Raw genomic sequence first — 25940 nt, forward strand, 5'->3', positions numbered from 1 at the left:
AAAACAACTTTTTTATTTTATTTCAGATAATAATACTTTGTTCTACTTGAAATTTGAGGCATTCCATCTCGATTAGATACGACTTTTACCTCTATAATTTGATTTTGAGAGTTGTAATCATAATACTTTGTGTGGTCTACGTATTTCTCAAAGCTTTTCCCATAAGGCATAAAACTTGTATGCTCACTTTTAACTTTTAAACCCTTTTCATTATAAAAAAAACGTGACTGAATGGTATTGAGGCTATCTTTTTGAGGAATACGAACCATATAAAATAATCTCCCTAAAGAATCATATCTATATCTTTGCTCAATATATAATGAATCCGTTTTTTCAGGATTTTTGAAATGATATTCACCTTGTATTTGTTGATTATTTTTAAATCTGAATTGATGAGATATAAAGTCCATACTCTCCTGATTATGAGAAGTATGCTTCCTACTCAAAGTCAATTTGCCTTCTGAACGAATGAACTGTGTTTTAAGCAGAGAATCATTAAAATATTGTTTGATGATTTCTTCATTGCCTTTTTGTGTGTAGAGGTATTTTGTTAGTTCACTACAATCAACATTATTACAAGCAAATACTTGCTTTACATTGCCTGCATTATCATACTCATAGAAAATCTGGTCGTTTTCTATAATAAGTTGTTTTTGAGCGTTGTATTTTTTAATAATTGTATCAACATATGGATTGGGATTATCTCCAATCCATATCTCACTAACTATTTTCTCTTGGTAACTAACTTTTTCAAGAAATGTATCTTTTTCTATTTGAGCGTTTTGACAGGCCGTAAAAGTCAAAAGACAAAGTATATTATTTACTATCCAAGTAGTCAAATAAGGCTTTTTTACTTTCATTGGTTTTAAGCATTTTTGAAACCTTGGTATAATACTGATAGCGGTCATAGGTGTATTCATAACCAAATTTAGCCAAATCTAATTTTTCTTTATCAAATGATATAACTCCAACCAAAATGGCTACTTGTTCAGAGGAAAAATAACCTGTATTTTTCATACTAAATTTAGCAATACGTAATTTTTCCTCATCAGAAATTTCATTTTCCATTTGATGTTTAATTTCTACAAACTCTGCATCTAAAACCTTTAAAGAAGAATTCTGAGAAGGCATCGGTTTATTGGTTGTATCCATAGTTGTTTCCGTTTGGGAAGGCTTTTTTTCCTCTGTTTCAACTGGATTTGTTGGGTTGGGGTTGGTTGGATTAGGATTTCTTTGTTGTGGAAATGGATCTGTTAGGATAGGTATATCTCTAAAGACTCTGCCTGTACGTACAGAATTGAGTACATCTCCCAAACTTCCAACACTTTGAATAGAAAGTTTATAATACCCTTTTCGAGATTTTCTAACAACCACAGAAAGATTTCTCACTCCAAAAACAGGTATTTTCTTTTCTAAAATAACAGGAGTAGCTTGTGGATGTAATACAATTTTTACCCAATATACACCTGTCCATAAATTATCAGCTCTGACAAATGTTTCTGGGTTCTGATTCACCTGATTGCCATTCATATAGAGCAAAAAAGTTTCTCCCTCCAATGTAGAAAAAGAAATAGATGAGTATTGAGCTTTACTTTGAAAATAAAGAAATAGAAATACAAAAGAAAGTAGATATTTTTTCATAGAATAAACAGGTTTTCTTTTGTATTAGACAAATATAGTACCAAGAAAGTTTAATCTGGCTTGGTTTTATAAGGATTGAAAACAATGGGAATAGTTTTTCGCATTGCTACATTTTGATTAACATTATTGGTAGCAGGTGTCCACCCTGTTTCGGATGCTACATTAATAGCATTGATGACAAGCCCCTCTATGAGCGTTTTAAATTCGGCTTCTGCATCTTCAGGAAATCCTTCTGTAATTTTTATATCTCTAACTTTTCCGTCTTTATCTACAATAAACTGAACTATTAATTTACTTTTGAACTTTTTTTGTCTTGCTTCAGCAGGATATGTAATATTTTGACGAACTTTTTTTACAAATGCCGAATCACCACCTTCATATTTTGCTTTGGTGTTTAATGTAAATTTTTGTGTTGGTTTTACTTCTCCTATTTGCGTAGAATCCACTGTATTGGTATCTACAGGAGTTACTTTTAGAGAATCTATAGGTTTTTCTACATTGGTAGAATCTTGTCCAAATGCTGTGATAGTATAAAACACTATAAACAAAACTGTTCCAAAGAATTTCTTCATAAACTTCATTTTAAAAAACGAATATACAACTTTTCTACCTTTTACTCAAATTTGATAGGAATGGTTTTACGAACTTTCACAATTTGTCCATTACTATTGAGTGCAGGTTTCCAAGTATATTTACTGTTTACTATCATAATTGCCTTGATAGTAGCCTCATCATAGCCATCTCCAGCTTTTTTAAGGGCTTTTACTTGTTCTACTTTACCTTGTTCATTTACCAAAAAAGAAACAACTGCTACTGTTTTCTTTTTCTGAGCAGGATATTGAATATTTTGATAAATCAGTTTCTTGAAGTTTTCAATTCCTTCAGGGAATTCAGCATTTTGAGCTACCTCAAATTCTTGATAAATATTGTTGGTGTGTTGGGCAAAAGTATTTGCTCCTACACATAAACAGCAAAGTAAAATAAACACTTTCATAGGCATTTTATTTAGATTCTAGTGGATTTGTTTTGGGTTTCTCAGGATCATCTAATTTAAAATTAACAGGAATTGACTTACGAACTTTTACAGGTTTACCATCTTTATTAAGAGCTGGTTTCCAAGTATAATTTGCATTGAGAACCATCATAGCATCCATGGCTGCTTCATCACAGCCTTCTCCTATACGTTTAAGTACTTTAAAATCCTCCATTTTACCTTTTTTATTCACAGTAAATTGAATTATACTTATTCCCTGAATGGCTTTTCTCTTTGCTTCTTTAGGATATTTGATGTTTTGAGCAACTAACAGCCTAAAGTTATTCACTCCTCCTGGAAATTCACAGTTTTGAGCTGTTTCAAATTCCTGAAAAACCTTGTCTTTATCTTGTCCATATACATTTACAGCAAAAAACATGCTGATTATAAGGAGTAATCTCATTTTCATGATTTATATGATTTTAAATTTTCGTTTGTTAAAAATAATTTGTATTCTTTTTTCTTGATTAATAATTTTTCCTCTATCATCTTTAGCTACTGACCAATTCTGATGAATTTGTTCCAAAGCTCTCAATACCATTTTATCATATTCTTGCCCTACGCTTTTTTCTATTTTAGGATTGATGATTTTACCTACCTTAGAAACTGTAAATATTAAATATGTTTCTCCTTTAAATTTTCTAACTCCTTTAGGGTATTTTAAATTGTTTTTAAAATCTTTATAGAATTGATTTATCCCCCCTTCATAAAAAGTATCTTGTTTACAACAGCAAGAGAGTAACACTTCTAAATCCTGCTTATCTTCAACAATAATCAATTCTGGTTTCTCAACAATTTGTCCCCAAACAAAACTCCAATTCGATAAAAATATTATAAGAAGAATTATATTTTTCATAGCTTAACTCATTATGTATCTCTCCATTACACACTATTAGCAATAGCATCTAAAATAGTTTGGTAATCTACTTCATTCAATCCCTCACCAGCTTTTGAAGGGTATTGGATAGTATTCTCCCAATGGTTTGCAATATCCGTCCATGCATAGGCATCAGGTGTGTACATAATGAGGCGTTTAGACGCTCTGCTCATGGTTTGTCCATCCCATAAATCTGATAAATCATCAAAATTTTTAGGAATAGAAGTAGGATAATTTTGAGGTTTACTATCCGCCTTAAACTCCAAAGGGTGAGTGCTTGCATCTGTCCAAAGTAAAACAATTTGTCTGCGTTTATCACCTTCCTTACTCCAATCTGACTGAATAGCTAAAGCCAAAGCTTCTAAGCCATTTTCGGGTTCATCTCCACCTCCATCAGCTTGAATGGCATCAATAAACTTTTTAAATTCATCTTTCTGGTCAGGGAGTGTTAAAAATTCAGAGGTTTCCATAGATTTATCCCCATCCACATAATAATCTCTAAAAGCAATTATTTTTACTCTTAGTTTATCAATTTGCTTCGATTTTTGTCGCATAAGGGTCGCTAAATCGTCATAAAAACGAAGAGCATTTTCTTTTACTTTACCAATAATTGGCGACATAGAGCCTGTCGCATCAATACACATTACAATATCTACGTGATAGCTAAGTCCTTGCATTCTTTGGGTTTATATTTTTTTTTCTTTGTAAAAATAATATTTTTTTTTGAATCTTAAAAATAAAAGAGAGGCTCGTAAGCCTCTCTTTGTTATTAATCATCATCATCTTTTTTCTTCTTTTTCTTTTTGCCTTTGCTTTCTTCTTCAGCCTTTTTCTTAGCAGCCTCTTCTTCAGCTTTCTTCTTGGCAGCAGCTTCTTCTTCGGCCTTCTTCTTAGCCTCCTCATCAGCTTTTTTCTTAGCATCTGCATCTGAAGACCATACATCATTGGTTGCATCTACATCTGGAAGCATTTTTTTAGGGTCTAATTCTACTTTCTTAACTTTAGAAGTAGTATTTACTCTAATTGTTTTGTTATTACCTTTTTGCCAAACTTCAACTGGTAAATTTATCATTGTTTTTTTACCATTTTCTTCTGTAACCTCCATCATGATAGGCATTACATCTCCATTATTTTTAATTACAACCAAAGCTGCTCCATCTTTTGCATAGCTTACATTGGTAACAGCTTGGTCAATTGTACCTGTTCCATAAAACCATGCTTTCCAGAACCAAGCAAGTTCGTCACCAGCAGCATTGTTCATGAAATTAAAGAAATCGGTAGGTTGTGGGTGTTTAAAAGCCCAAGTTTTAATATAGCTTTTGAAAGCAAAATCGAAACGCTCAGGGCCTAAAATATACTCACGCAATAACCACATACCAGCACCTGGTTTATAGTAAGCTGTTACGCCCAAATTTCTATCTTGAGCTATGTCAGGATATGTAGAAATAGGCTCTCTTGTAGCTCCTTTTACCACAAAACCTTGTAGTTGAGGATTACGCATATTACTAATTGCAAAACCATTAGCATCATAATATTCACCATTATTAAATGCCATAGTACTATAATGATTGATGAAAGTATTGAATCCTTCATCCATCCAAGGATACAAGCGTTCGTTGTTACCTACAATCATAGGGAACCAGTTATGTCCAAACTCGTGGTCTGTTACACCCCATAAGTCTTCACCTTTGGAACGATAGCTACAGAAGTTTACACCAGGGTATTCCATACCACCAATATTACCCGAAATATTATTAGCTGTTGCATAAGGGAATTCAAACCACATTTTAGAATAATGCTCAATAGAAGCTTTGCTATATTCTGTTGAACGTTCCCATCCACCACCTTTGGCATTTTTATCAACACTTTCTTTGGTATAACCTGAAATAGCCAAGATTTTCTTACCACTTGGCAAATTGATACGAGCAGCATCTACAATAAAACCAGTAGAAGCACCAAAAGCAGCATCACGAGTATTTTCTATTTTAAAGTGCCAAGTAAGTTTAGGTTTAGCTGTAGGACGAGCAGTTGCTGTACCTACTTCATTTTCAGAAATAATATCAACAGTCTTATCACTATTTTTAGCTTGTTCCCAACGTTTTACTTGTTCGGCTGTATAACACTCAGCAGGATTTTGCAAAGCACCAGAACCCAAAACCACCATATTGGAAGGGGTTGTAACTTTGAAATCAATGTTTCCATATTCCAAATAAAACTCACCAGAACCCAAATAAGGCTCTACGTTCCAACCTTTGATATCATCATAGACACACATACGGGGATACCATTGAGCCAAGTTATAAATCCAGCCTTTTTCCATTTTGATACGTCCCATACGGTCAGAACCATATTCAGGAATATCGAAAGAATAAGAACCCTCAATTTCTACTTTTCCACCTTTTGCTTTTACAGGAACATCTAAGCGTACTTGCATACGAGTATCTGTAATCATGAATTGAGCAGGTTTTCCACCTACTTTTACGTTTTCTAATGTATAACCTGAAGTTGGGTTTGCACGGTTACGACTACCTTCTACAGATTGTACATAAGTACCACGAGAATCTTCTTTGAACTTGTTTTGTTCCAATTGTAACCAAACAAATGGAAGATTATCAGGAGAGTTATTTGTGTAGGTTATTTTAAAAGTACCCTTTACACTATGCTTTTCGGGGTCAAGCTCAACATTTAATACATAGTCGGCTTTATTTTGCCAGTAAGCCTCGCCAGGCATACCACTCGCAGAACGTGTAGGGGTAGCTCTGAAATCAAATACAGGTTCAAATTTGGCTTGATTATTTTGTAATTGAGCTGATGCCTGAAAAGCAAATGCCCCTACAAATGTAGCCATAAGAATACTTTTTTTCATTGTTAGATTTTGTTTATTAAATTTTGCTTTAAACGAGTTTTTTATTTTATATATTGTTTAAATAGACAAAAATTATTTGCCATACTTCTTTTTATATCTCTGATAAAGTTCTGTTTGTTTGCTAGTTAGCTCTATTTGCTTTCCTTTGATGAATGCCATTTCCACTTGGTTTCCTCTCATATCTAAAATATCACCACTACTAATAATAAGTGTTGCATCTTTTCCTTTTTCTAAAGAACCTACTGTTGCATCAATACCTAATATTTTAGCTGTGTTAGATGTAATCATTTTCAGAGCTTCCTCTTTATCCAAACCGTAGGTAGCAGCAGTACCCGCTGTAAATGCAAGATTTCTAGAACCCATCGATTCCATATCTCCTTCATAGTTTAAACCAACCAATACACCTGCTTTTTGCAGAACTGCTGGTAGTTTATAAGCAATATCTATATCATCATCTGCTCTATTGGGTAGGCTGTGTACTCTATTTAAAAGTACAGGAATATTGTTGTTTTTTAGAAAATCTGCTACTCTAAATGATTCCGAACCACCTACTATTACAATTTTCTTTACACCTTTTTTTTGTGCAAACTGTACGCTTTCTATAATATCTTTGGCTTCATCAGCATGGATATAGAGATTTTTTGAACCCTCAAAAACACCCTTCATAGCTTCATAACGAAGATTTACTGAAGAAGGATTTGTGGTTTGACTGTATGCGATAGCTTCTGTAAAAAATTGTTCAAGTTCTGCAATACGCTTAGGGCGTTCATTATTTTTCTCCATCATTTGTTCTCTCCAGTTGAAGCTATACAAAGGAATCCAGTTCATATGAATACCATCATCAGCTTTATGAACTGCATCTTCCCAATTCCAACCATCCAACTCCATGATTGAAGATGAACCAGAAATAATTCCTCCTCTTGGTGTTGATTGCACTAAAAGTACACCATTATAACGAATAGTAGGAAGCATTTCCGCATCTGTGTTAAATGCTATCAGAGAGCGTACATGGGGGTTATAGGTTCCTACCTCATAATAGTCTCGTGTAGCTCTTACAGCATCTACTTCTGTCAAGCCGACTGTTGTAGATGGCAAAATAAGCCCTGGGTACACATGTTTACCTGTAGCATCAATAGTTTGGGCATCTTTTAAATCTGATGCAATATTTTTATCTACAAGTGTTATTTTACCTTGCTCAAACACTATTGTCCCTTTTTCCACAACAGTGCCATTACCAACATGGATAGTTGCGTTTCTGATAACAACTGGACGTGTTTGTTTGGGGGCTGGTGTAGGATTTTGGGCAGAAGCAAAATAAGCTCCAAACATTAAAAACAATATAGATACTTTTTTCATGAAAACTAGTATTTTAATAGCCACCAAATTAGTGCAATATCATTATAAAACCAATATTTTTTTTATTTTCATTTCTTAATCGTAAAATATTTCATTCTTTAAAGACAACCTTTTATGCATCGAGGTTACAACATTTTGATTTTTTTTATTTTTTTCTGTTCTATTTGGCTATATTCGAGACTTAGATTGTTTTGAGCTGATAGGTTTGTTATTTTGGTAGAATTTCATGGATATGCAAGATATTGAAAATAAATACAATAAGTTAATTATCAGAATTCCTGTTTTTTTAGGATTGGCTTTGGCTTTAGGAATTGGTATTGGTTTCATGATTTCAATACCTAGAAAAAATACAGTATCCGAACAATCCAGTAAAATCACTGAAGTATTGAGCCTTATTCAGAACAATTATGTGGACAGTTTGGGACTTGACTCTACAGCTAATTTTGCAATTCAGAAAATGTTGCAAAACTTAGACCCTCATAGCTCCTATTTCCCTTCTGATGATGCTCCTCTTGCCAAAAGCCAGCTCGAAACGGATTTTGAAGGTGTAGGCATTGAGTATGAATGGGTAAAAGATACACTTTTTGTACTATATCCAGCTAAAAATGGACCTGCTGACAAAGCTGGTGTACTTGCTGGTGATAAAGTAATAGCCATCAACAATGAAAATCTAGCTGCTAATACCACACAAAATACTCTTTTCAAAAAACTCAGAGGCAAAAAAGGTACCAGTGTTGAACTCACTATTTTAAGAGGAAAAAACATTCAGAAAATTTCTGTTATCAGAGATAAAATTCGTAGTTATTCAGTATATGCTTATGCTATTAACTCCGAAATAGGCTTTATCAAAGTATCTAAATTTGCAGAAAAAACTGATTTAGAATTTACTGAAGCTCTCAAAAAGCTTGTAGAAAAAGATAAAGTCAAAAAAATCATTATTGACTTGAGAGATAATGGTGGAGGTTTTATGGATAGAGCTACTAAAATAGCTGATGAGTTTTTGGAAGCAGGTAATATGATTGTTTATACAAAAGGCAAACATAAACGCTATGACCAAGAATATTTGGCAACCAAAGGTGGTATATTTGAAAAAGGTGATGTAGTTCTACTTATTGATGAAGGCTCAGCATCCGCTTCTGAGATTTTAGCTGGAGCCTTACAAGATAATGACAGGGCTATTCTTATAGGCAGACGTTCTTACGGAAAAGGCTTAGTACAAGTCCCTTTTGAACTTTCAGATGGAGCAGAAATGCGTTTAACTGTATCGAAATACTATAGCCCTAGTGGAAGATGCATCCAAAGAGATTATAAAAATGGAAAGCCTTATGATAAAAATCTTGTTGAACGTTATAAAAATGGAGAGTTACTTCACGAAGACAGCATCCATTACGATAGTAAACAGGTTTTTAAAACTAAAAAAGGCAAAAAAGTGTATGGTGGTGGTGGTATCAGTCCTGACTATTTTATTCCCTTAGATACAACTGATTTAAGTACAAGTATTCTAAATCTCATGCGAGAAAACAAGCTTAGAGAGCATGCTTCATTATTTGCTAAAAATAATAAAAAGATTTTGATAGAAATGGGTTTAGATAAATTTGATAAAGGTTGGCAAATAGAAATCAATACTTTTAGAAATATTGTAGGAAATATTTCTATGAATACAACTCAAAGTGATTACTTAAAACTATATTATAAATCGTATTTAGCAAAAGTTTTGTGGGGAAATGAAGCTCAAATCCAAATCAGAAATACACAAGATAAAGCTGTTTTAAAGGCACTAGAAGTTTTAAAATGATTTTTATATGAAATTTAAAGATAAAATTGTACTTGTAACGGGTTCAGCTCGTGGCATTGGAAAGGCTATTTTAACAAAATTTGTGGAAGAAGGAGCTATTGGAATTATTTGGGATGTTCAGACAGAGTTGGCTCAAAAAACAGCACAAGAACTCACAGAAAAAGGTGGGAAAGTGTTTGTTGTGGAAAATGTGGACGTTCGTAATTTGGAATCTGTGGAAAAAGCCACCAAACAAGTGCTTGAAAAATATAACAGAATAGATATTTTGGTTAATAATGCAGGTATTTTAAGAGATGCCAGCCTCAAAAAAATGACTGCTGAGAATTGGCAGGCTGTTTTGGATGTGAACCTCACAGGTGTTTTCAATTGTGCTAAAGTGGTAAGTCAGGTTATGACAGAACAACAATATGGGAAAATTGTGAATATTTCTTCAATTGTAGGCATTACAGGTAATTTTGGACAAAGCAATTATGTAGCTGCCAAAGCTGCAATTGTTGGACTTACCAAGACATGGGCAAAAGAGCTTGGCAGATATAATATTAATGTAAATGCCGTAGCCCCAGGGGCTATTGATACAGAAATGTTTGCATCTGTTCCTGAAGACCACAGAAAAGCCTTTATTCAAAAAATACCCATGGGTAGAATTGGTACACCTGAAGATATTGCCAATTTGTGTGCATTCTTAGCCTCTGAAGAAAGTAGTTTTATCACAGGGCAAACAATTATTGCTGATGGTGGTGGGACGCTGGGTTAAGATATTATTCTTTTTAAATCTTATAACTATTCGGGTTTGGGGACAAAATTTTGTTCTTAATCCTGAATTCAAATATATCTCTAACGAAAATGATTTAAAAGACACAAAAATAGAGGTTACTGATTGGTTTACAGGAGATTTAGAAAGCATTTATCCAAATTATTGGGGATTGGGGAAAGAGTATCAAAAAGGCTTTGCCAAAGGAGTTTTATTCAACTCAAAATTTTATTCTCGAACTTATTTACAAACACAATTTTTATACTCTCTTGAAAAAGATGTATTCTATGATATTGAAATAAAAATTTTAGTTTCTACAAATACCAATGTTGATGAAATTGCTAAAAGTAAAATATGGGGAATTGCTTTTTCTAATGAGTCCATCAAAAAAAATATCATAAAAGATATTCAGCCTGCTTTCGAAATAACTTATTTTAACAAATATAATAATCTTGCAAAAAGGAGATTAAGGCAAACATGGGCAAAAGAATATGGAGGAATTTATGACAGTTCAAAAGATTTATGGGAAAACAAAGTTTTAACTATTCAATTCAGTTATCAAGCCAAAGGCTATGAAAAATGGCTGATTATTGGAAATTTTCAGGATGACAATATATATTTGGAAAATCTTGCAAAAAAAATCAAAAAATATCCCAAAGAATCATTTAATATCAATATGTCTGTTTATGAGGTCAATATCTACCCTAAACGTACTACTCGTTTCTAATTAAAAAACAGTGATAAAGAGTTATTTAGAATATTTTTGGAAAGCCAAAGACGAACATGGTCTGCACTCTCCTTTCGTGTTTGAATTATATACCCAGATTATCAAGAAATCTGAAGAAGAATACTATGCTTATGCAGAAATAGAACAATTGAGAGAAAACCTACTCAATAGCACAGAAACTATTGTAGTTCAAGATTTTGGAGCAGGCTCAAAGGTAAATAAAACACCTGAGAGGGCTGTCAAAGATATTGCAAAAAATGCTACTAAAAATGCTCAAATAGGGCAACTGCTTTTCAGGCTTGTCAATCGCTTTCAACCCAAAACTATTATAGATTTAGGTACTTGTTTGGGTATTACGACTGCATATTTGGCAAGCCCAGTTCCTAAAAGTACCATTTATACTTTTGAAGGTTCTGAAAGCCTTATACAATTAGCTCAAACACATTTTAAAATGCTTGGTTTATCAAATATCAAAACAGTTTTGGGCAATATTGATGATACTTTACCTGCAACACTTGATACTTTTGACAAAATTGATTTTGCTTTTATAGATGCAAACCATCGTTATGAGCCTACTATTAGGTATTTTGAACAAATTTTAGATAAAAGCCATGAAGATACAGTCATTATTTTAGATGATATTTACTGGTCTGATGAAATGAAAAGGGCTTGGCAAAACGTTGTTTCTCATCCACAAGTCATGATTAGCATTGATTTATTTTGGATTGGAATAGTGTTTTTGAGAAAAAAACAACCCAAACAACATTTTACCCTTAAATTTTGAAGTATGTTTTATAAAATTACATTCTTGTTATGTTTTTGGGCAACAATATGTTTTGGACAGAAACGTATTCATAATTTTGAAGCAAATATCGGTTTGGATTATAGGACAGCTACTTCAGATAATTTGATACGAGATTTACAAATCAAAGATACGATAGCTTTTAACACAGATATTCGTGACAATATGGCTATGGGTATTTCGGCTCGTTTGCAAGGTTCTGTACTTGCCAATTTTTTCAATTTCAGGGCTGATAAACGCTTTTATTGGGGAGATACTTTTAGTGCAGAGTTTCAGACTGGCTTGCTAAATAATAAATTAAAAAACCAAAATCAGTTTTGGATTGGATATGTGTTTTATGCAGGACTTACTGCTCAATATCTTTTGCATCCCAACCATGAAATTGGAGTACAAATTGTACCTTTCAAATTTGGGATAGACAATGTTTCGCCACAACTTTCTGCATCTAATATTTCTTTCAAATATGCTTCCAAGAAAATGTTTGTAGAGTTAGGAACAGAAGCAAGGAGTTTATCTTTTGCTGGCTGGCTAACAGCTCAAAATGGCTCACCAAGGCAGTATTTTGGACAAATACAATTTGGAGAAAAGAGCAAAATAGGTCTCAAAGTAGAATATGCCCAAAACGATATTAAGCAACTTACACCCAAAGACAGTCGTTTTTACAATATATTTAGGAGTTTTAGAGTGTTTTATGGTATAAAATTATAGCTATGCGAGGTATTCTGACATCAATATTCTTATTGTTTGTATGGTCTGTATCAGCCCAAAAAATCAGCTCTAAAACCATTGAAAAAGGCTTTTTGATGAGCTATGGATATAGTAGTGCTGAAAACAAACTACAAGAAGGCAATTACCAAGTAATGATGCTCCAAGGCAGATTTAGCATGGATTTTTTCCATAGACGAGATACTATTCAGAAAAATAAGTTTTTTTATAAATTTCTAATTGGCAACGAACCTCAATTCAATTTGGTTTGGGTAGGCTCTCAGCAGGCTTGGGAGTTTGGTATCAATAATACTTTACAACCTACTTTTAAGCTTACAGAAAGGCTTTATCCTTATTTTATAGGAAGTACAGGGCTTCACTTTTTTTCGGCTACACTTGCCAAACAACGCAGAGGATTTATTTTTTCCAATAGTGTGGGAGTTGGAACGTATTACAGAATTAGCCAGCGTTTTGCCCTGAACGGACAGTTCAGAATACGACATATGTCAAATCTCAATACACGCATGCCCAATGATGGCATCAATACCCAGCATTTTCATTTTGGGATGAGCTGGTTTGTGCCTTAATCAGAATTTAGTTTTTTAAACCCCAAAGATTTCATGATACCTTTGGGGTTTGTAATGTCTAAAAATACTCTATAATTTGTTTAATGGGCATGATTGAAGCTAGAAAGTAGCCTATCATAAAACCTAAAAATAAAATCACTACGGTTACATTTTTGAACTTTTTGTTTGGTTTTGTTTTTTGCAGATTTTGAGTAACCTTATTGAGTTTGTTTAGTTTATCATTGAAATCTCCTTTCAGTGTATTTCGGTATTCATTTAAAGCTGATATACTCTCATTCAAATTTTCTGGCAATGCTTCTTCCAAATACTCTCTCATTCGGCGTGCAAGTACAGGGGATTTTCCATTGGTTGAAATTGCAATTTTCAGGTTTCCTTTCTTGACAATAGAACCTAAATAAAAGTCGCATAATTCGGGTTGGTCAGCAGCATTGACAAGAATATTTCTCAGATTTGCCAAATATTTGATTTCAGCATTTACAGTTCTATCATTGGTAGCTGTAATCACAAAATCAACATTGTCCAAATCAGATTCTTCAAATCCTCTAATTTCAGTTTTTATTTGAGGGTGTTGCTCCAAAAAGTTTTTTAGCTTAGGATAAATCTCTAAAGCTACAATCGTTAAATCTACATTTGGATTTTGCCTAATGAGTGTTTCAGCCTTTTCTAAACCCACATTACCGCCCCCTACAATTAGGAATTTAGCTTTGTCCGTTTTCAAGAAAACTGGAAATAAAGTGTTTGTTGCTTGTTCCATTACTGAAAAAATTTACGATGTGTAAAATCTCCAAAAGTTTCATTTTGAGCCTTTTCTGTATTATAAAGCTCAAAAAGCATATCTAATTCATTCAAAATCTCTTCTTCAGAAAGCTTTTCTTTGAAAAGCTTATTCAAACGAACTCCAAACCTATCTCCGCCCAGCATCAAATTGTATTGCTGTGGGGCTGTGCCAATTAAACCAATTTCCGAAACATACGGACGACCACAACCGTTAGGGCATCCTGTCATCCGAATGGTGATGTCTTCAGTGGTTAAATGATGTTTTAGTAAAAGAGGCTCAATTTTAGAAACCAATATTGGCAAATAACGTTGAGCTTCTGCCAAAGCCAGTGGGCAGGTGGGCAAAGCCACACAAGCCATAGAGCTTTTTCGCATTCCACTGGTTTGTATATCAATCTGATGCGTTTCAATTAATTGTTCAATCAGATATTTATTCTTTTCCTCTATTTCACCCAAAATCAGATTCTGATTTCCTGTGAAAATCACATTTGAGACATTCAAGTCTGCAACTTCCCACAAAAATGCTTTTTGATGAGGGTTGATAACGCCATGTTCTACAAAAAGAGTATAAAACCATTTTCCTTCATGGTTTTGTTGCCAACCATATCGGTCATTTCTTTCTATAAACTCAAATTCTTGGGCTGGTTCTAAAGAAAAACCTATTCTTTTCTCTAATTCATTTTTAAACTCTTCTACTCCCATTTTATCTACAGTATATTTCAAACGGGAGAGTTTTCTGTCACTTCTATTTCCAAAATCTCTTTGAATGGTTAGTACCTCATAAACAGCTTTTAAGGTTTTTTCTTCTGTATCTGTAAAACCTATGACTGTTCCCAAACGTGGATAAGTCTGCAAGTTTCCATGTGTAGCAGATAAACTACCTCCTACGGCAATATTAAAGCCTTTCAGTTCATTATCTTTGATAATGGCTATGAGTCCAATATCATTAGCAAATACATCCACATCGTTGCTGGGAGGAATTGCAATGGCTATTTTGAATTTTCTAGGCAAATAACGGTCTTCGTATAGTGGGTCAGCCTCTACTGAACGTTCATAAATTTTTTCATCATCAATAAAAATTTCGTAATAGGCTTGCGTTTTGGGGAGTAAAAGATTCGATATTTTATCTGCATAAGCATGAATTTGCTGATGGATAGGCGATATTTGAGGGTGTGCTGTAACAATCACATTACGGTTCACATCTCCACAGGCAGCTATCGAATCTAATTTTGCCAAATTAAAGGTTTGAATTGTAGGGCGTATCTGATGTTTGAGAAGCCCATGTAACTGTACTGTTTGTCTTGTGGTTATTTTGATAGTGCCTGTTCCATATTGCTCAGATACTTCGTGTATGGTTTTCCACTGGTCTGATGTAATTACACCACCTGGGATTCTCAGGCGTATCATGAAGGAATAGAGTTTGTCCAGTTTTTTCAAAGCTCTTTCCTCTCTACGGTCTCTGTCGTCTTGTACATACATACCATGAAATTTCACAAGAACGGTATCATCCGAACGCAAATTTCCTGTATAGGTATCCAATTCAATACTCTCTTTTAGTGTGCCTCTCAGACCATTACTATTGGTTTTAATGGTTTCTACAGGCGATAATTTTTCACTCATAGCTGTAATTTTTAATGTTTTAGTAAACGTCTTTTTGATATTTTCCTGCAAGTTCCAGACCTTCCAAAACTTCTTTAGCTTGCTCCAAACTGATTTTTCTTTCTTGAGCTATTACATCCAAAATGGTATTTTCCACATCTTCACTCATAGGGTATTTCTGACCACAGATATATAAATTTGCTCCATTTTCTAGCCAAGCATTAAATTCTTTAGCCTTTTGTCTGATACGGTCTTGAACATAAATTTTTTGTGCTTGATCTCTTGAAAAAGCCACATCCAAATTGGTAAGTAATCCACTACCAAACCACTCCTGAATTTCCGTTTGGTAATAAAAATCTGATACAAAATGTTGTTCGCCAAAGAAAAGCCAGTTTTTGCCCTCTGCTCCCCTATGATTCCGTTCGGCTAAAAAACTTCTGAATGGAGCTATACCTGTTCCTGGTCCTATCATAATGATGTCTGTTTCATCGGAAGGCAATCTGAAATTAGAATTTTTATGAATGTAAAACTCTATAGATGAGTTATTTGGATAATCCGCTAAAAACTGAGATGCCAAGCCTGTTTTTAGCGTGTTGTTTACAGAAAACTTATTTAAACCTACAGTTAAGTGAATTTGCCCTTCATGGGCATCTTTTGAAGAAGCAATAGAATACAAACGGGGTGCAATGGGGTGTAGAATATCAATTAAATCCTCTATTTTGATAGTTTTAGAAATATTATATTGCTCAAAAATATCCAGCAGGTCTATTTTTTCAGTTTTTATCTCTACACCTAAAACCTTTTCTAGTTTTTCAATAATATTTCTTCCTAAACCTCTGATATTCTGCTTATAGAGCCATGATTCTACTGTTTTGGTCTCTCCTTTTACAAGAATTTCTGTGTGAAGACTCACTTGAAAATACTCTACCAGACGTTCTATATCCTCTTTTTTGTTATGGGGTATCACGCCCAAAGCATCACCAGATTCATAAAAAACTTCTTCGTGGGGAGTTATTTCAATATGATAGGTTTCTTTATTTGAACCTCTATCATTTAAAACAATTTTGTGTACTATTTCGCCTGTATAGTTTTTCTTCTTTACAGATTTACTAACAATTTGTGTTGTTGATAAAAGATTTTTAGTCGTATTTCTGAAATTTTCCTGCAAATCCTGTTCCCAAGCCTTTACTGCTTCCTGATAATCTACATCAGCTTTTACCAAAGGCAATAACCTTGTTGCATTTTTTTCTTCAAAAACCTGATCCAGAAGTATTCCTGCATTACAAAATAATGGATATGCAGAGTCTCCCAAGCCCAAAACAGAATACTTTAAATGGGATAGATTTTGGGCTGAGTTTTTAAGTTCATTATAAAATTTTTGAGCATTCTGTGGAAACTCTCCATCACCTTGTGTACTTACTACAAATAAAACATCTGTTTCTTTGCTTAGTTTTTCAAAATCGTACTGAAAAACATCTGCAATTTTAGCCTGTATTTTATTTTTTTTGAAAGAAGCAAGCAATTGAGTAGCTACTTTTTTGGCATTACCTGTCTCTGTTCCATAAAGAATTAAAGGCTTTCTGGTAACTTCTTGTATATTTTCTTGGGCTTGTACTTGGTGATTTCTTGCCAAACCTGCCAAATAGCCATTCAACCAAATGAGTTCTTCTTTGGGAGCATCTTGAATGAGTTGCTCTAACAATAAAAGTTTATTTTCAGACAGCATATTGTAAAAGCGTTTTGTGATTATCAAAGTAAGATTCTATTTCCAGTTGCTCTTCAATCCATTTATATTGATGGTGGAGGTTCACTACTTTTCCTACAATAATAAGTGTCGGAACATGCTCAAATTCAGGAAGATTAGAAACATCTATATCTGCAAATGAAAACACTTGTGTTTTCTGATAAGGAGTTGTCGCCTGCTGAATTACTGCCAAACTTTTAGACTCCTCAATACCTCTGAATACAAGATTTTTAGCCAGTGTATCTGTCTGCTGACCACTCATGTAAAATACAAGTGTATCGTCAGTAGTAGCCCAATCATTCCATTGATGGTTGGTAATACTTTTTAAATCGTATAATGTAAGAAAACGAACCCCTCTCGAATGCCCTCGAGCTGTCAGGGGGATACCTGTATAGGCAGCAGCCCCCAAAGCAGCCGAAACACCTGGGATAATCTCATAAGAAATATGATAATTTTTAAGTGTTTCCAATTCGTCTAAAATATTAGAAAACAAACTCGCATCCCCTCCTTTGAGTCTTAAAACTAATTTCCCCATTTGGGCAAGTTCCACCATCAAAGCATTGATTTCTTTTTGAGAGGTGTAAATACCTCTAGAACATTGTTTGCCTACATAAATCACTTCTGCTTCCTCATCTGCATATTTTTCTATGAGTTCAGGGGAAACCAATCTATCTGTTAAAATTACATCTGCCTTCTGTAAAACTTTGAGAGCCTTTAATGTAATTAGTTCGGGGTCGCCAGAGCCAGCTCCTGCCAAAACCACATGACCATATATTCTTTTCATCATATCACACTTTTAGGGTTTAAAATAATCCATCTACTGACAAATACCTTTCACCAGTATCATAATTGAATGTAAGAATCTGAGCATTATCAGGAATACCCTCTATTTTTTTTGCAACAGCAGCCAATGATGCTCCTGTTGAAATACCTACCAAAATGCCCTCTTGACTGGCAATGGCTTTGGTATATTTGAAAGCATCTTCTTTACTTACCTGAACAACCTCATCTATCCATTCACTATGATAATTTTTTGGAATAAAACCTGCTCCAATTCCTTGTATAGGATGTGGACTTGGCGAACCTCCACTTAAAACAGGAGATAATTCGGGTTCAACGGCAAAAACTTTAAGATTTGGAAATTTACTTTTGAGAATAGCTGCCACACCCGAAATATGCCCACCTGTACCAACACCTGTTATCAGATAATCCAGCCCGTTTGGAAAATCTTCTAAAATTTCCTGAGCAGTTGTTGTTTTATGAATTTCCACATTGGCAGGATTTTCAAATTGTTGTGGAGACCACGAATTAGGGATTTCTTGTAACATTTGTGCTACTCTTTCAATAGCACCTTTCATTCCTTTTTCACGAGGTGTAAGCTCAAAGGTAGCTCCATAGATTTCCATCAGTTTTCTGCGTTCTATACTCATGGATTCGGGCATTACCAAAATCACTTTATAGCCTTTTACAGCAGCTACCAAAGAAAGTCCGATACCTGTATTGCCAGATGTAGGTTCAATAATTACATGATTGGGCGTTAAGATTCCTCTTTTTTCGGCATCTTCAATCATAGCAAGAGCAATACGATCTTTGATGCTATTACCTGGGTTATTGCGTTCGAGCTTAATCCAGACATTTTTATTCTCGCCATATACTTTATTGATTTTCACAACAGGTGTTTTTCCAATGGTTTCAAGAATGGTTTGTACTTTCATGTTTTTTAGCTTTTAGGTTGAAAATTTTATATTAAATAGAAAAATTAAGTGCTTCAGGAAATACTTCTTTGGTTTTTACAATGATCTCACTTTTATGATAAACAAGGGAATAAGAAGGAATAGAGGCTGTTATCCAAACATTACCTCCTATGATGCTATCATGCCCGATAACTGTTCCTCCGCCTAATATGGTAGCATTGGCATAGATAATTACGTTGTCTTGGATGGTAGGGTGTCGTTTCTGATTCTGTTTTTCTTTACTTACACTCAAAGCTCCTAGTGTTACACCCTGATAAATTTTTACGTTATTGCCAATTGTAGCCGTTTCGCCTATTACAATGCCTGTTCCATGATCTATGAAAAACTTTTTTCCAATTTCAGCAGCAGGATGAATATCTATGCCTGTTTTGCTGTGAGCATATTCTGAAAGTAAACGAGCTAGAATAAAGGCATTATTTTGCCAAATAAGATGTGTAATACGATAAACTGCTATTGCAAAAAAACCAGGGTAAGCCAGAACCACCTCTCCTTTCAATTTAGCAGCAGGGTCAAACTCTAAAATAACCTGTAAATCTTCTAATAACTGATTGTAAATATTTAGAATTTCCTCAAAAAATGATTTTACTATCAAATCGATGTTTTCTCTATCCGATAATTCTATTTTTAAAAAGCTTTGTAGTTCTATTTCTAGTTCTTTTGCTTTACTTTCAAAATATCCAAAGTTTTGATAATCGTTTTGAGTTATAAAAAGCCAGCTAAATAAGTTTTCTATCCAGTTTTCTACCTGTTTCTTATGAAAAGCTGGTGTGGATAGCCCTAATTTTGCCTGATGTAATAATTGTAATGTGGATGTCAGTGAGGTTGTCATAAGTGAGTGGTTGATGGGAGTTTTTTCTGAAGTTATTTATATGTGATTTATTTTATATAACCATCTTAATTATTTAATGAAAATATATCCCCCCTTTGTTGCTCCCCATACTTGTTTCCCTGATGCATCAAAACCCTGATCCCAAGAACGAAGCTCACCTTCTTTGAGTGTTATTTGAGTGGTAGTATATTTAGCACCACGTAAATCAGAAGGGCATTTACTTCCATCTGTTCCTCCTTTGTAAATACCACCTTCATGGATTAGAGTCACTGTGCAACCTTCCTTCAATTCTATTTTGTCAAAAGTTAATTGATTCATTTTATTTTGATCATCTTGCAAACCAGCTAAAGAAAGAGCATCTTTAATAGTGTATATATCACTTGTGAAGGTATTTTTAGATGTTTGCTGTAAATGATACACTCGTTGACGATAAGGCTGATTTAATTTGGATGCTGTTGCCTGTTCGACATATAGCCATTTCCCATCTGTTCTCTCTTTCCAAATGGGTACCATCACCAGACTGATATGAAAATAGTTGGTATCAGATTTAGCCTGTAACTCACTTGAAAATTTACCTGTCATCAGTGATACAAGTTTATCTAACTCCTGATGATTTGCTCTATGATTTTTTCCTTTTTGAAGTCCTCTGCATCCTATTATTGATATTAGGATAAGTAAAATGAAAACTGATTTTGCTATGTTCATAAATATTAAAAAATATGGATGTTTATATTATCAAAAGAGAAGTTTTTATCTTCTGATACTTTTTTACTTTTTATGAAACTTGTACCCCATTCCTACTGACCATATCCATTCATTTGTAGAGTCTCTGTGGTAAAAAGGTGCTATTAGAACAATATCTTTATAGTCTATTCTTGGAGAAACCCCTAGTCTTGCACCTGTTTTACCATTTAGAATGTAAAAGGAAGGAAAAGCTCCTACACCTATTTTAAAGTTTTTATGTAGTCTGAGCATCAAACTGGGTCCTCCAACATTGAATGCATAAAAGTTATTGCCTACAGAAACACCTATCATCCCCTCTAAACCTATGTCAAATTTTTGGTGATGCTCCTCTGTGTTTTGAGCCCACGAAGTACTCCCATACAGGATTAGTACAATGATTAAATATTTTAGTTTTTTCATTGTCAATAAAGCTTAGAATGAATTTCTAATGGTAATACCATAGGTTCTTGGGTCTCCCAATACTCCAGCATAATGTCCTGCATTTCCTGCTGCTGGCAATAGTTGTTCAAAGTAGTTTTGATTCAAAATATTTCTGCCCCATAGAAAAATAGATAATCCATTGGATACTCTGAATCCTATTCTGCTATTAAGAATACCATAATCACTAACATTAAGGTATTTGGAAGGAGAAGGGCTGGAAGAAAAACCTGAACGATAAGAACCCTCCAAAGCCCAGAAAAACTTACCATTTTTACCTAATAATTTTCCTGATTGTGTAATTTCACCCCCAAAAGAAGTTGCCCATTTAGAAATTCCTGGTAAAAGTCCTCCTGAAATATCTTTAAATGCTGTTTGTCCACCTGTTTCTTCTAAAGGCACTGGAGCATTTTTGAATGATACATACGTTCCGTTAGTGTAAGCCAAAGAACCATATACAGAAATAAAGCGATTCACTTTCAGATTCCCATCTACTTCTATTCCAAAAACCCTTACTTTTTCAGCATTGGCAAGATAACCTCTGTTTACCCCAATTTCAGCAGTTTGTACTTGTGTCTGATAATCTTTGATTTCTGTATTATAGATGGTTACATTCAGTGTAGATTGTGAAGTAGGATTTGTTTTAATTCCCAATTCGTAATGATTGACATATTCAGGTTTGATACGAGCCAGTTCTGTTAGTACCTCTCCATTGGCTGTGGGCAATCCCCCTAAATTGATTCCAATAGGTTTGTAACCCACAGAATAAGTAGCAAATGTGTTGATATCTTGATGAGGTCTCCAAGCTAGTGTAATTTGACCTGAAAAATTATTATTATCTACTTTGGCATTGAAAGTCTGATTGGTATAAACAGCATTCTTGAGAGCTATCAAAGCAGGGTCTGTTGTTTCTAAACCTCCATATGTCTGACGGTCAAAATTGACTGTTTTTTGGTCATAATTATAACGTAAACCAGCCAGTAAATGAAGTTTTTTAGTGATAGCCCAATCAGCCTGTCCAAAAACTGCTCCACTAAAGGATTTGAGACTGGAACGAGTACGAATGCCATACCCCTCCAACAAGCCAGGGGTTTTCCAGAGGTTACTGGTAGAACTTTGTGAAAATCTCCATTGAGCAGAACCTGACTCTTCTGTATGATAAGGTGATGCCCACAAACCCTGTGAAATAGCATAAACACCCACTACACCCGTAACTTTTGAAAATAGTTCACCTGCATAACGAATCTCCTGAGACCACTGTTCATGTTTGGAAGGAGCTTGTGAAAGTGTTAAAACAGGTAATGCTGTAAAATCTCTGTCATTAGAAGGATTCCAGTTCCAATATCTCCATGCAGTTGTGGATGTGAGTGTTCCCTTACCTATTTTGGCATCTATGTTCAAGGAAACTCCACCTAAATCATTATTTGATCTCCAAGTAGTATTATGGTCAACCAAACGATCAAAAGGATTGGTACTGGGAAGTTGATATTCTAAATCTGCAATAATCTGATTAAATTGTCTGTAAGCAGGTCTTAAAGTAGGTGCTACTCCTGCTATTACCTGAGCATATCCTTCTGGACGTTGGCTTGAGGCATCTGCTGATAGTGTAATTTCAACGTTATGGGTGGGCAGATATAATAACTGACCTCTCAAACCTACATTATTTAAGTTATTAATATATTTTTGAGTTGTAACATTGTAAATCAGTCCATCTCTTTGTGTACCTGAAAAACCTAACCTTCCTGCCAGTTTTTTACTCAAAGCACCTGTTACAGAAGATTTTGCCTGAATATAATTGTAATTACCATAACTTACTTCAAAATTTACATTGGGTTTAAAACTGGGTGCTTTCGTTTTAATATTAAATGTACCTGCTGTAGTATTCTTGCCAAATAAAGTTCCTTGCGGACCTCTCAAAACTTCAATTTGTTCAATATCAATAAAATCGAGAGCTGTGGCAGCAGGACGAGCATAATACACCCCATCCACATAAAATCCAACACCAGGGTCTATGCCATCATTGGTAAGCCCAAAAGTAGAACCTAAACCTCTGATATTGAGTGTTGTATTTCTTGGATTAGAAGAGTATAATTGAACAGTGGGTATGAGTTCTTTTACTCGATTCACATTGAAAGCTCCAGCGTCTTCTACTTGTGTACCACTGACTACTGAAATAGGGATGGGTATTTCTTGTAAAATCTCTTTACGTCTTCTAGATGTAACAACTACCTCATCTATGACGTTGTCTTCTTTCAAAATTAAGTTAAAATCCTGTCCCTCAAATTTTTCTATGGATATTTCTTGAGACTCATAACCTACAAAACTTACCTCTAGTACAAATGAGTTTAAAGGAACTTCTATTTGAAAAAAACCTGTAGAATCTGTAACGGCATAAGCCTTGTTTATTTTAATACTGACAGAAGCCCCTGCAATGGCAATGCCTTTTTCATCTTTAATGACACCTTTCAGGTAATTTTGACCTACTGTATGATGCCCCCATACAAAGAGTCCTAGAAATAATACGAGTTTAAAAATCTTGTTCATGTAAGTAAAAGTTTAAAAATGGATTGAAGGATTCATCAATAAAAAAAGCCCCTTGGGTTGCAAGAGGCTTTTGATGTTTGATATATGGTTGAATTTTATTCCATAGCAACATAGCACCCCTTGCGTGGTGAAAAACAACACAACATACAGGCTACAGACTTGCTATTGAATAATGAAGATGAATACATGATTTTTAAATACAGTTTTTTATAAAATAAAAAATCTCCTAATAATGATTATTAGGAGATCTTGCTATGTAAAGAATATGATAAATGCTCTATACAATGGCTATTGCCTCCTCAGAAACTGAGCAACAACACGCACAAGAAATATAGTTAGCAGAAAATTTCATTTTTTTTATTTATCTTTTGATGAAGCAAACGTAAAAAACATTTTTGAATATATAAAAGTATTTTAAGTATTTTTTTGGATTTTTATACAAATATCTGTTTTACAGACAATATTATTCATTCTAATTATTAAATAATAGCATCCTCAAAGTGTTCAAGGGTATCACCAAGAATGGCAACCACGTCAAAACGAATATTACCTTGCCAAGCTGTTTCGTAGGTGTATTGTTCAGCAGTTTGGAGGAGTAGTTTCTTTTTAGAAGCAGAAATAGTTTGTTCTGGATAGCCAAATTCGTTGGAGGCTCTGAAGCGGACTTCTACAAACACTATCCAATTCTCTTTTTGAACAATCAGGTCTATTTCACCTTTTTTATATCTATAATTTTGAGCAAGCAATGTATAGCCCTTGTTTTCTAAGAAAGCAAGGGCTTTTTGTTCCTGTTCTAAGCCTTTGGCTAATGTATTTTTCTTTTGTTTTCCCAAGTTTAATGTTGACGTTTTTTCTTTTTCTCTTTGAAAGGAATTTTCAACTCTTTATCTTTCTTATTTTCAGCTTTCTTTTCAGTAGGTGTCAAAGTCTTTTCTTCTATATTCCACAAAAAAGCCTTCTCTCCTTTCTCTAAATAAGCTTTTTTTGAACCATCATTTCTTAAGACATCATATTCTAAGGGTAGAATAACCTTTCCATCAGGGTCTATCAAGCCTTCTTTGCCTTTTAATTTTGCAAAAAATAATTGTGGTTTAAAATAGTATAATTCTTCGTATTGAATAGGCGTAATAGTTTTGCCAGTTTCATCTATCAAACCTTTTTTGACGTTTTTATCTATACCTTTTGAAACCAAAAATCTCTCGTTGGCATACGTGAGTTCATCATATTCCTGAGTGTTTATCTTGGAAGCTGTTTTATTTTCAATTTTCCAAGCTATTACTTTGTTATTATTGTATGTTTTGAAGTAGACTTTATTTTCTTTTTGCTCTAATATCTGGATACGAGCATATAAAAGAGGTAAAATGATATTACCTTCCATATCTAAAATTCCACTTTTACCCATTTTTTTCACTACAAGCAGGCTACTTTTTCCCCAAATCGTAATTTCTGTGTATTGTGGTGGTAGTATTTGCTTACCCGAAAAATCATAAACTCCTGAAAGAGAATCTTTCTTTCCAATAAAATAATTATTATCAGTTCTGATACTTGTAAACTCCACAGGCAAAATCCATTTGGCAGTTGTATCCATTCTGCCTTCCAACCCTTCTTTACGAACAGTAATAAAAGCCGTTTTTTCTCTTCTATTTTTATCCATTCGGATAGCATTATATTCTAATGGTAGCAAAATATTAAAGTTTCTGTCTATAATTCCATCTTTTTTATCTTTGATAACATGAATTAAAGGATTAGAGGGGATATTCAAAACCTGATGTTTATCGTAACTCTCAGAAGTTTTTTTAGTTTCATTATTATAGAACGAAACACTATTTGCACCCACCAACGCAAAAACATTCTTTCCTATGAGTCCTATTCTTTTGTATTGCATAGGTATTGTTTCTTCGTAGGTATCACCATTTTTGGCAAGCATTCCAAATTTATCCTCTTTAGAAATCATGACCCATTTTTCACCAATATCTGCATAATCAGCAAATTCAGGAGATACAATTTTACCTTCTGTATTAATAAACCATTTTGCTTTTTCTATTCTGGCTATTTTAAAAGAACCATTTTTCCTTTTTGATTCAAAAATAGTATCATATTGTGGTGCAAGCACAAATTTGCCTTTGGTGTCTATAATTCCCCATTTACCTTTTTGTTTTACCAATGCTCTTTCTGAGCCAACCACTTCATCAAAAGGCTTTGTATAGTCGTACTTTGCTTTGATAGCAAATTTTTCTGTACCCTCTTTTACATATCCCCATTTACCTTTTTTTTCTTTGGGAACAAGCTTTTTTTGTCCAAATCCTGCAAAGCATAGTAAAAGCCCCAATACCAATAAACTTGTTTTCATTTGCATCATTGATAAGTTTTTAGTTTACCAAATATACCACAA

The 25940-nt window shown here is 34.0% G+C and carries 23 protein-coding genes and 3 pseudogenes; 6 read left to right on the forward strand and 20 right to left on the reverse strand.

Annotation, left to right across the window (positions count from 1 at the left end; all coding sequences use genetic code 11):
• Positions 1 to 17 precede the first annotated feature (17 nt).
• The 9 genes and pseudogenes from AD998_17650 to AD998_17690 form a co-directional block, all read right to left on the reverse strand.
• Entirely contained in the window at positions 18 to 860 is an 843-nt protein-coding gene (locus AD998_17650; protein KOY87710.1) for a hypothetical protein, read from the reverse strand.
• The gene (locus tag AD998_17655) at positions 817 to 1641 is read right to left on the reverse strand and encodes a hypothetical protein (GenBank protein ID KOY87711.1); all 825 of its coding nucleotides are present in this window, start codon (positions 1639 to 1641) and stop codon (positions 817 to 819) included. The genes AD998_17650 and AD998_17655 overlap by 44 nt, the downstream gene beginning before the upstream one ends.
• A 50-nt stretch (positions 1642 to 1691) precedes the next feature.
• The gene (locus AD998_17660) at positions 1692 to 2213 is read right to left on the reverse strand and encodes a hypothetical protein (GenBank protein KOY87712.1); all 522 of its coding nucleotides are present in this window, start codon (positions 2211 to 2213) and stop codon (positions 1692 to 1694) included.
• 41 nt (positions 2214 to 2254) lie between these two features.
• Positions 2255 to 2641, reverse strand: a complete 387-nt coding sequence (locus AD998_17665) for a hypothetical protein (protein KOY87713.1) — start codon at positions 2639 to 2641, stop codon at positions 2255 to 2257.
• Position 2642: 1 nt separating this feature from the next.
• Positions 2643 to 2969 (reverse strand): annotated as a pseudogene (locus AD998_17670) (hypothetical protein).
• Positions 2970 to 3086: 117 nt separating this feature from the next.
• Positions 3087 to 3530: a hypothetical protein gene (locus AD998_17675; GenBank protein ID KOY87714.1), complete on the reverse strand. Its 444-nt coding sequence runs from the start codon at positions 3528 to 3530 to the stop codon at positions 3087 to 3089.
• A 26-nt stretch (positions 3531 to 3556) separates the two neighbouring features.
• On the reverse strand, positions 3557 to 4228 hold the full coding sequence (locus tag AD998_17680) for a hypothetical protein (GenBank protein KOY87715.1): 672 nt from the start codon (positions 4226 to 4228) through the stop codon (positions 3557 to 3559).
• A gap of 254 nt (positions 4229 to 4482) precedes the next feature.
• Positions 4483 to 6417 (reverse strand): annotated as a pseudogene (locus AD998_17685) (hypothetical protein).
• A gap of 72 nt (positions 6418 to 6489) precedes the next feature.
• Positions 6490 to 7773: an amidohydrolase gene (locus AD998_17690; protein KOY87716.1), complete on the reverse strand. Its 1284-nt coding sequence runs from the start codon at positions 7771 to 7773 to the stop codon at positions 6490 to 6492.
• Between the two features lie 226 nt (positions 7774 to 7999).
• On the opposite strand from AD998_17690, the gene AD998_17695 reads away from it, so the two are divergent.
• Genes AD998_17695 through AD998_17720 form a run of 6 tightly spaced genes read left to right on the forward strand, consistent with a single transcriptional unit; the run spans position 8000 to position 13140 of the window.
• Positions 8000 to 9568, forward strand: a complete 1569-nt coding sequence (locus tag AD998_17695) for a hypothetical protein (protein KOY87717.1) — start codon at positions 8000 to 8002, stop codon at positions 9566 to 9568.
• Positions 9569 to 9575: 7 nt separating this feature from the next.
• Positions 9576 to 10322 (forward strand): 3-oxoacyl-ACP synthase, encoded by a 747-nt coding sequence (locus tag AD998_17700; protein KOY87718.1) that lies wholly within the window; start codon positions 9576 to 9578, stop codon positions 10320 to 10322.
• On the forward strand, positions 10300 to 11046 hold the full coding sequence (locus AD998_17705) for a hypothetical protein (GenBank protein KOY87719.1): 747 nt from the start codon (positions 10300 to 10302) through the stop codon (positions 11044 to 11046). Before AD998_17700 ends, AD998_17705 begins: the two co-directional genes overlap by 23 nt.
• A 10-nt stretch (positions 11047 to 11056) precedes the next feature.
• Entirely contained in the window at positions 11057 to 11830 is a 774-nt protein-coding gene (locus AD998_17710) for an SAM-dependent methyltransferase (GenBank protein KOY87720.1), read from the forward strand.
• A gap of 3 nt (positions 11831 to 11833) precedes the next feature.
• Positions 11834 to 12556 carry a hypothetical protein gene (locus tag AD998_17715; protein ID KOY87721.1) on the forward strand — a complete coding sequence of 241 codons (723 nt, stop codon included), beginning with the start codon at positions 11834 to 11836 and terminating at the stop codon, positions 12554 to 12556.
• A gap of 2 nt (positions 12557 to 12558) precedes the next feature.
• Complete coding sequence (locus tag AD998_17720) at positions 12559 to 13140, forward strand: hypothetical protein (protein ID KOY87722.1); 582 nt, start codon at positions 12559 to 12561, stop codon at positions 13138 to 13140.
• A gap of 88 nt (positions 13141 to 13228) precedes the next feature.
• Here AD998_17720 and AD998_17725 read toward each other — a convergent pair.
• The 11 genes and pseudogenes from AD998_17725 to AD998_17775 form a co-directional block, all read right to left on the reverse strand.
• Positions 13229 to 13894 (reverse strand): annotated as a pseudogene (locus AD998_17725) (siroheme synthase).
• Complete coding sequence (locus tag AD998_17730) at positions 13894 to 15537, reverse strand: sulfite reductase subunit beta (protein KOY88272.1); 1644 nt, start codon at positions 15535 to 15537, stop codon at positions 13894 to 13896. Before AD998_17730 ends, AD998_17725 begins: the two are co-directional and overlap by 1 nt.
• A gap of 19 nt (positions 15538 to 15556) precedes the next feature.
• On the reverse strand, positions 15557 to 17242 hold the full coding sequence (locus AD998_17735; protein ID KOY87723.1) for a hypothetical protein: 1686 nt from the start codon (positions 17240 to 17242) through the stop codon (positions 15557 to 15559).
• Positions 17232 to 18044 (reverse strand): siroheme synthase, encoded by an 813-nt coding sequence (locus AD998_17740; protein ID KOY87724.1) that lies wholly within the window; start codon positions 18042 to 18044, stop codon positions 17232 to 17234. Before AD998_17740 ends, AD998_17735 begins: the two co-directional genes overlap by 11 nt.
• A gap of 19 nt (positions 18045 to 18063) precedes the next feature.
• Positions 18064 to 18975, reverse strand: a complete 912-nt coding sequence (locus AD998_17745) for a cysteine synthase (GenBank protein ID KOY87725.1) — start codon at positions 18973 to 18975, stop codon at positions 18064 to 18066.
• Positions 18976 to 19006: 31 nt separating this feature from the next.
• The gene (locus AD998_17750; GenBank protein ID KOY87726.1) at positions 19007 to 19843 is read right to left on the reverse strand and encodes a serine acetyltransferase; all 837 of its coding nucleotides are present in this window, start codon (positions 19841 to 19843) and stop codon (positions 19007 to 19009) included.
• A gap of 69 nt (positions 19844 to 19912) precedes the next feature.
• Positions 19913 to 20548, reverse strand: coding sequence for a hypothetical protein (locus tag AD998_17755; GenBank protein ID KOY87727.1), 636 nt, complete (start codon positions 20546 to 20548; stop codon positions 19913 to 19915).
• A 63-nt stretch (positions 20549 to 20611) separates the two neighbouring features.
• Positions 20612 to 20986, reverse strand: coding sequence for a hypothetical protein (locus tag AD998_17760; GenBank protein KOY87728.1), 375 nt, complete (start codon positions 20984 to 20986; stop codon positions 20612 to 20614).
• A gap of 12 nt (positions 20987 to 20998) precedes the next feature.
• Positions 20999 to 23548, reverse strand: coding sequence for a TonB-dependent receptor (locus tag AD998_17765; protein KOY87729.1), 2550 nt, complete (start codon positions 23546 to 23548; stop codon positions 20999 to 21001).
• A 479-nt stretch (positions 23549 to 24027) separates the two neighbouring features.
• The gene (locus AD998_17770; GenBank protein KOY87730.1) at positions 24028 to 24381 is read right to left on the reverse strand and encodes a hypothetical protein; all 354 of its coding nucleotides are present in this window, start codon (positions 24379 to 24381) and stop codon (positions 24028 to 24030) included.
• A gap of 2 nt (positions 24382 to 24383) precedes the next feature.
• Positions 24384 to 25904, reverse strand: a complete 1521-nt coding sequence (locus AD998_17775; protein KOY87731.1) for a hypothetical protein — start codon at positions 25902 to 25904, stop codon at positions 24384 to 24386.
• Between the last annotated feature and the right edge of the window lie 36 nt (positions 25905 to 25940).

It is taken from the genome of bacterium 336/3 (assembly GCA_001281695.1).
In the GTDB taxonomy this organism is placed as follows: domain Bacteria; phylum Bacteroidota; class Bacteroidia; order Cytophagales; family Thermonemataceae; genus Raineya.

Excerpts from the sequence above, each read along its gene's own strand:
- AD998_17650 (KOY87710.1), bottom strand. The coding sequence starts at position 860 with ATGAAAGTAAAAAAGCCTTATTTGACTACTTGGATAGTAAATAATATA.
- AD998_17655 (KOY87711.1), bottom strand. The coding sequence starts at position 1,641 with ATGAAAAAATATCTACTTTCTTTTGTATTTCTATTTCTTTATTTTCAA.
- AD998_17660 (KOY87712.1), bottom strand. The coding sequence starts at position 2,213 with ATGAAGAAATTCTTTGGAACAGTTTTGTTTATAGTGTTTTATACTATC.
- AD998_17665 (KOY87713.1), bottom strand. The coding sequence starts at position 2,641 with ATGCCTATGAAAGTGTTTATTTTACTTTGCTGTTTATGTGTAGGAGCA.
- AD998_17675 (KOY87714.1), bottom strand. The coding sequence starts at position 3,530 with ATGAAAAATATAATTCTTCTTATAATATTTTTATCGAATTGGAGTTTT.
- AD998_17680 (KOY87715.1), bottom strand. The coding sequence starts at position 4,228 with ATGCAAGGACTTAGCTATCACGTAGATATTGTAATGTGTATTGATGCG.
- AD998_17690 (KOY87716.1), bottom strand. The coding sequence starts at position 7,773 with ATGAAAAAAGTATCTATATTGTTTTTAATGTTTGGAGCTTATTTTGCT.
- AD998_17695 (KOY87717.1), top strand. The coding sequence starts at position 8,000 with ATGGATATGCAAGATATTGAAAATAAATACAATAAGTTAATTATCAGA.
- AD998_17700 (KOY87718.1), top strand. The coding sequence starts at position 9,576 with ATGAAATTTAAAGATAAAATTGTACTTGTAACGGGTTCAGCTCGTGGC.
- AD998_17705 (KOY87719.1), top strand. The coding sequence starts at position 10,300 with ATGGTGGTGGGACGCTGGGTTAAGATATTATTCTTTTTAAATCTTATA.
- AD998_17715 (KOY87721.1), top strand. The coding sequence starts at position 11,834 with ATGTTTTATAAAATTACATTCTTGTTATGTTTTTGGGCAACAATATGT.
- AD998_17720 (KOY87722.1), top strand. The coding sequence starts at position 12,559 with ATGCGAGGTATTCTGACATCAATATTCTTATTGTTTGTATGGTCTGTA.
- AD998_17730 (KOY88272.1), bottom strand. The coding sequence starts at position 15,537 with ATGAGTGAAAAATTATCGCCTGTAGAAACCATTAAAACCAATAGTAAT.
- AD998_17735 (KOY87723.1), bottom strand. The coding sequence starts at position 17,242 with ATGCTGTCTGAAAATAAACTTTTATTGTTAGAGCAACTCATTCAAGAT.
- AD998_17740 (KOY87724.1), bottom strand. The coding sequence starts at position 18,044 with ATGAAAAGAATATATGGTCATGTGGTTTTGGCAGGAGCTGGCTCTGGC.
- AD998_17745 (KOY87725.1), bottom strand. The coding sequence starts at position 18,975 with ATGAAAGTACAAACCATTCTTGAAACCATTGGAAAAACACCTGTTGTG.
- AD998_17750 (KOY87726.1), bottom strand. The coding sequence starts at position 19,843 with ATGACAACCTCACTGACATCCACATTACAATTATTACATCAGGCAAAA.
- AD998_17755 (KOY87727.1), bottom strand. The coding sequence starts at position 20,548 with ATGAACATAGCAAAATCAGTTTTCATTTTACTTATCCTAATATCAATA.
- AD998_17760 (KOY87728.1), bottom strand. The coding sequence starts at position 20,986 with ATGAAAAAACTAAAATATTTAATCATTGTACTAATCCTGTATGGGAGT.
- AD998_17765 (KOY87729.1), bottom strand. The coding sequence starts at position 23,548 with ATGAACAAGATTTTTAAACTCGTATTATTTCTAGGACTCTTTGTATGG.
- AD998_17775 (KOY87731.1), bottom strand. The coding sequence starts at position 25,904 with ATGCAAATGAAAACAAGTTTATTGGTATTGGGGCTTTTACTATGCTTT.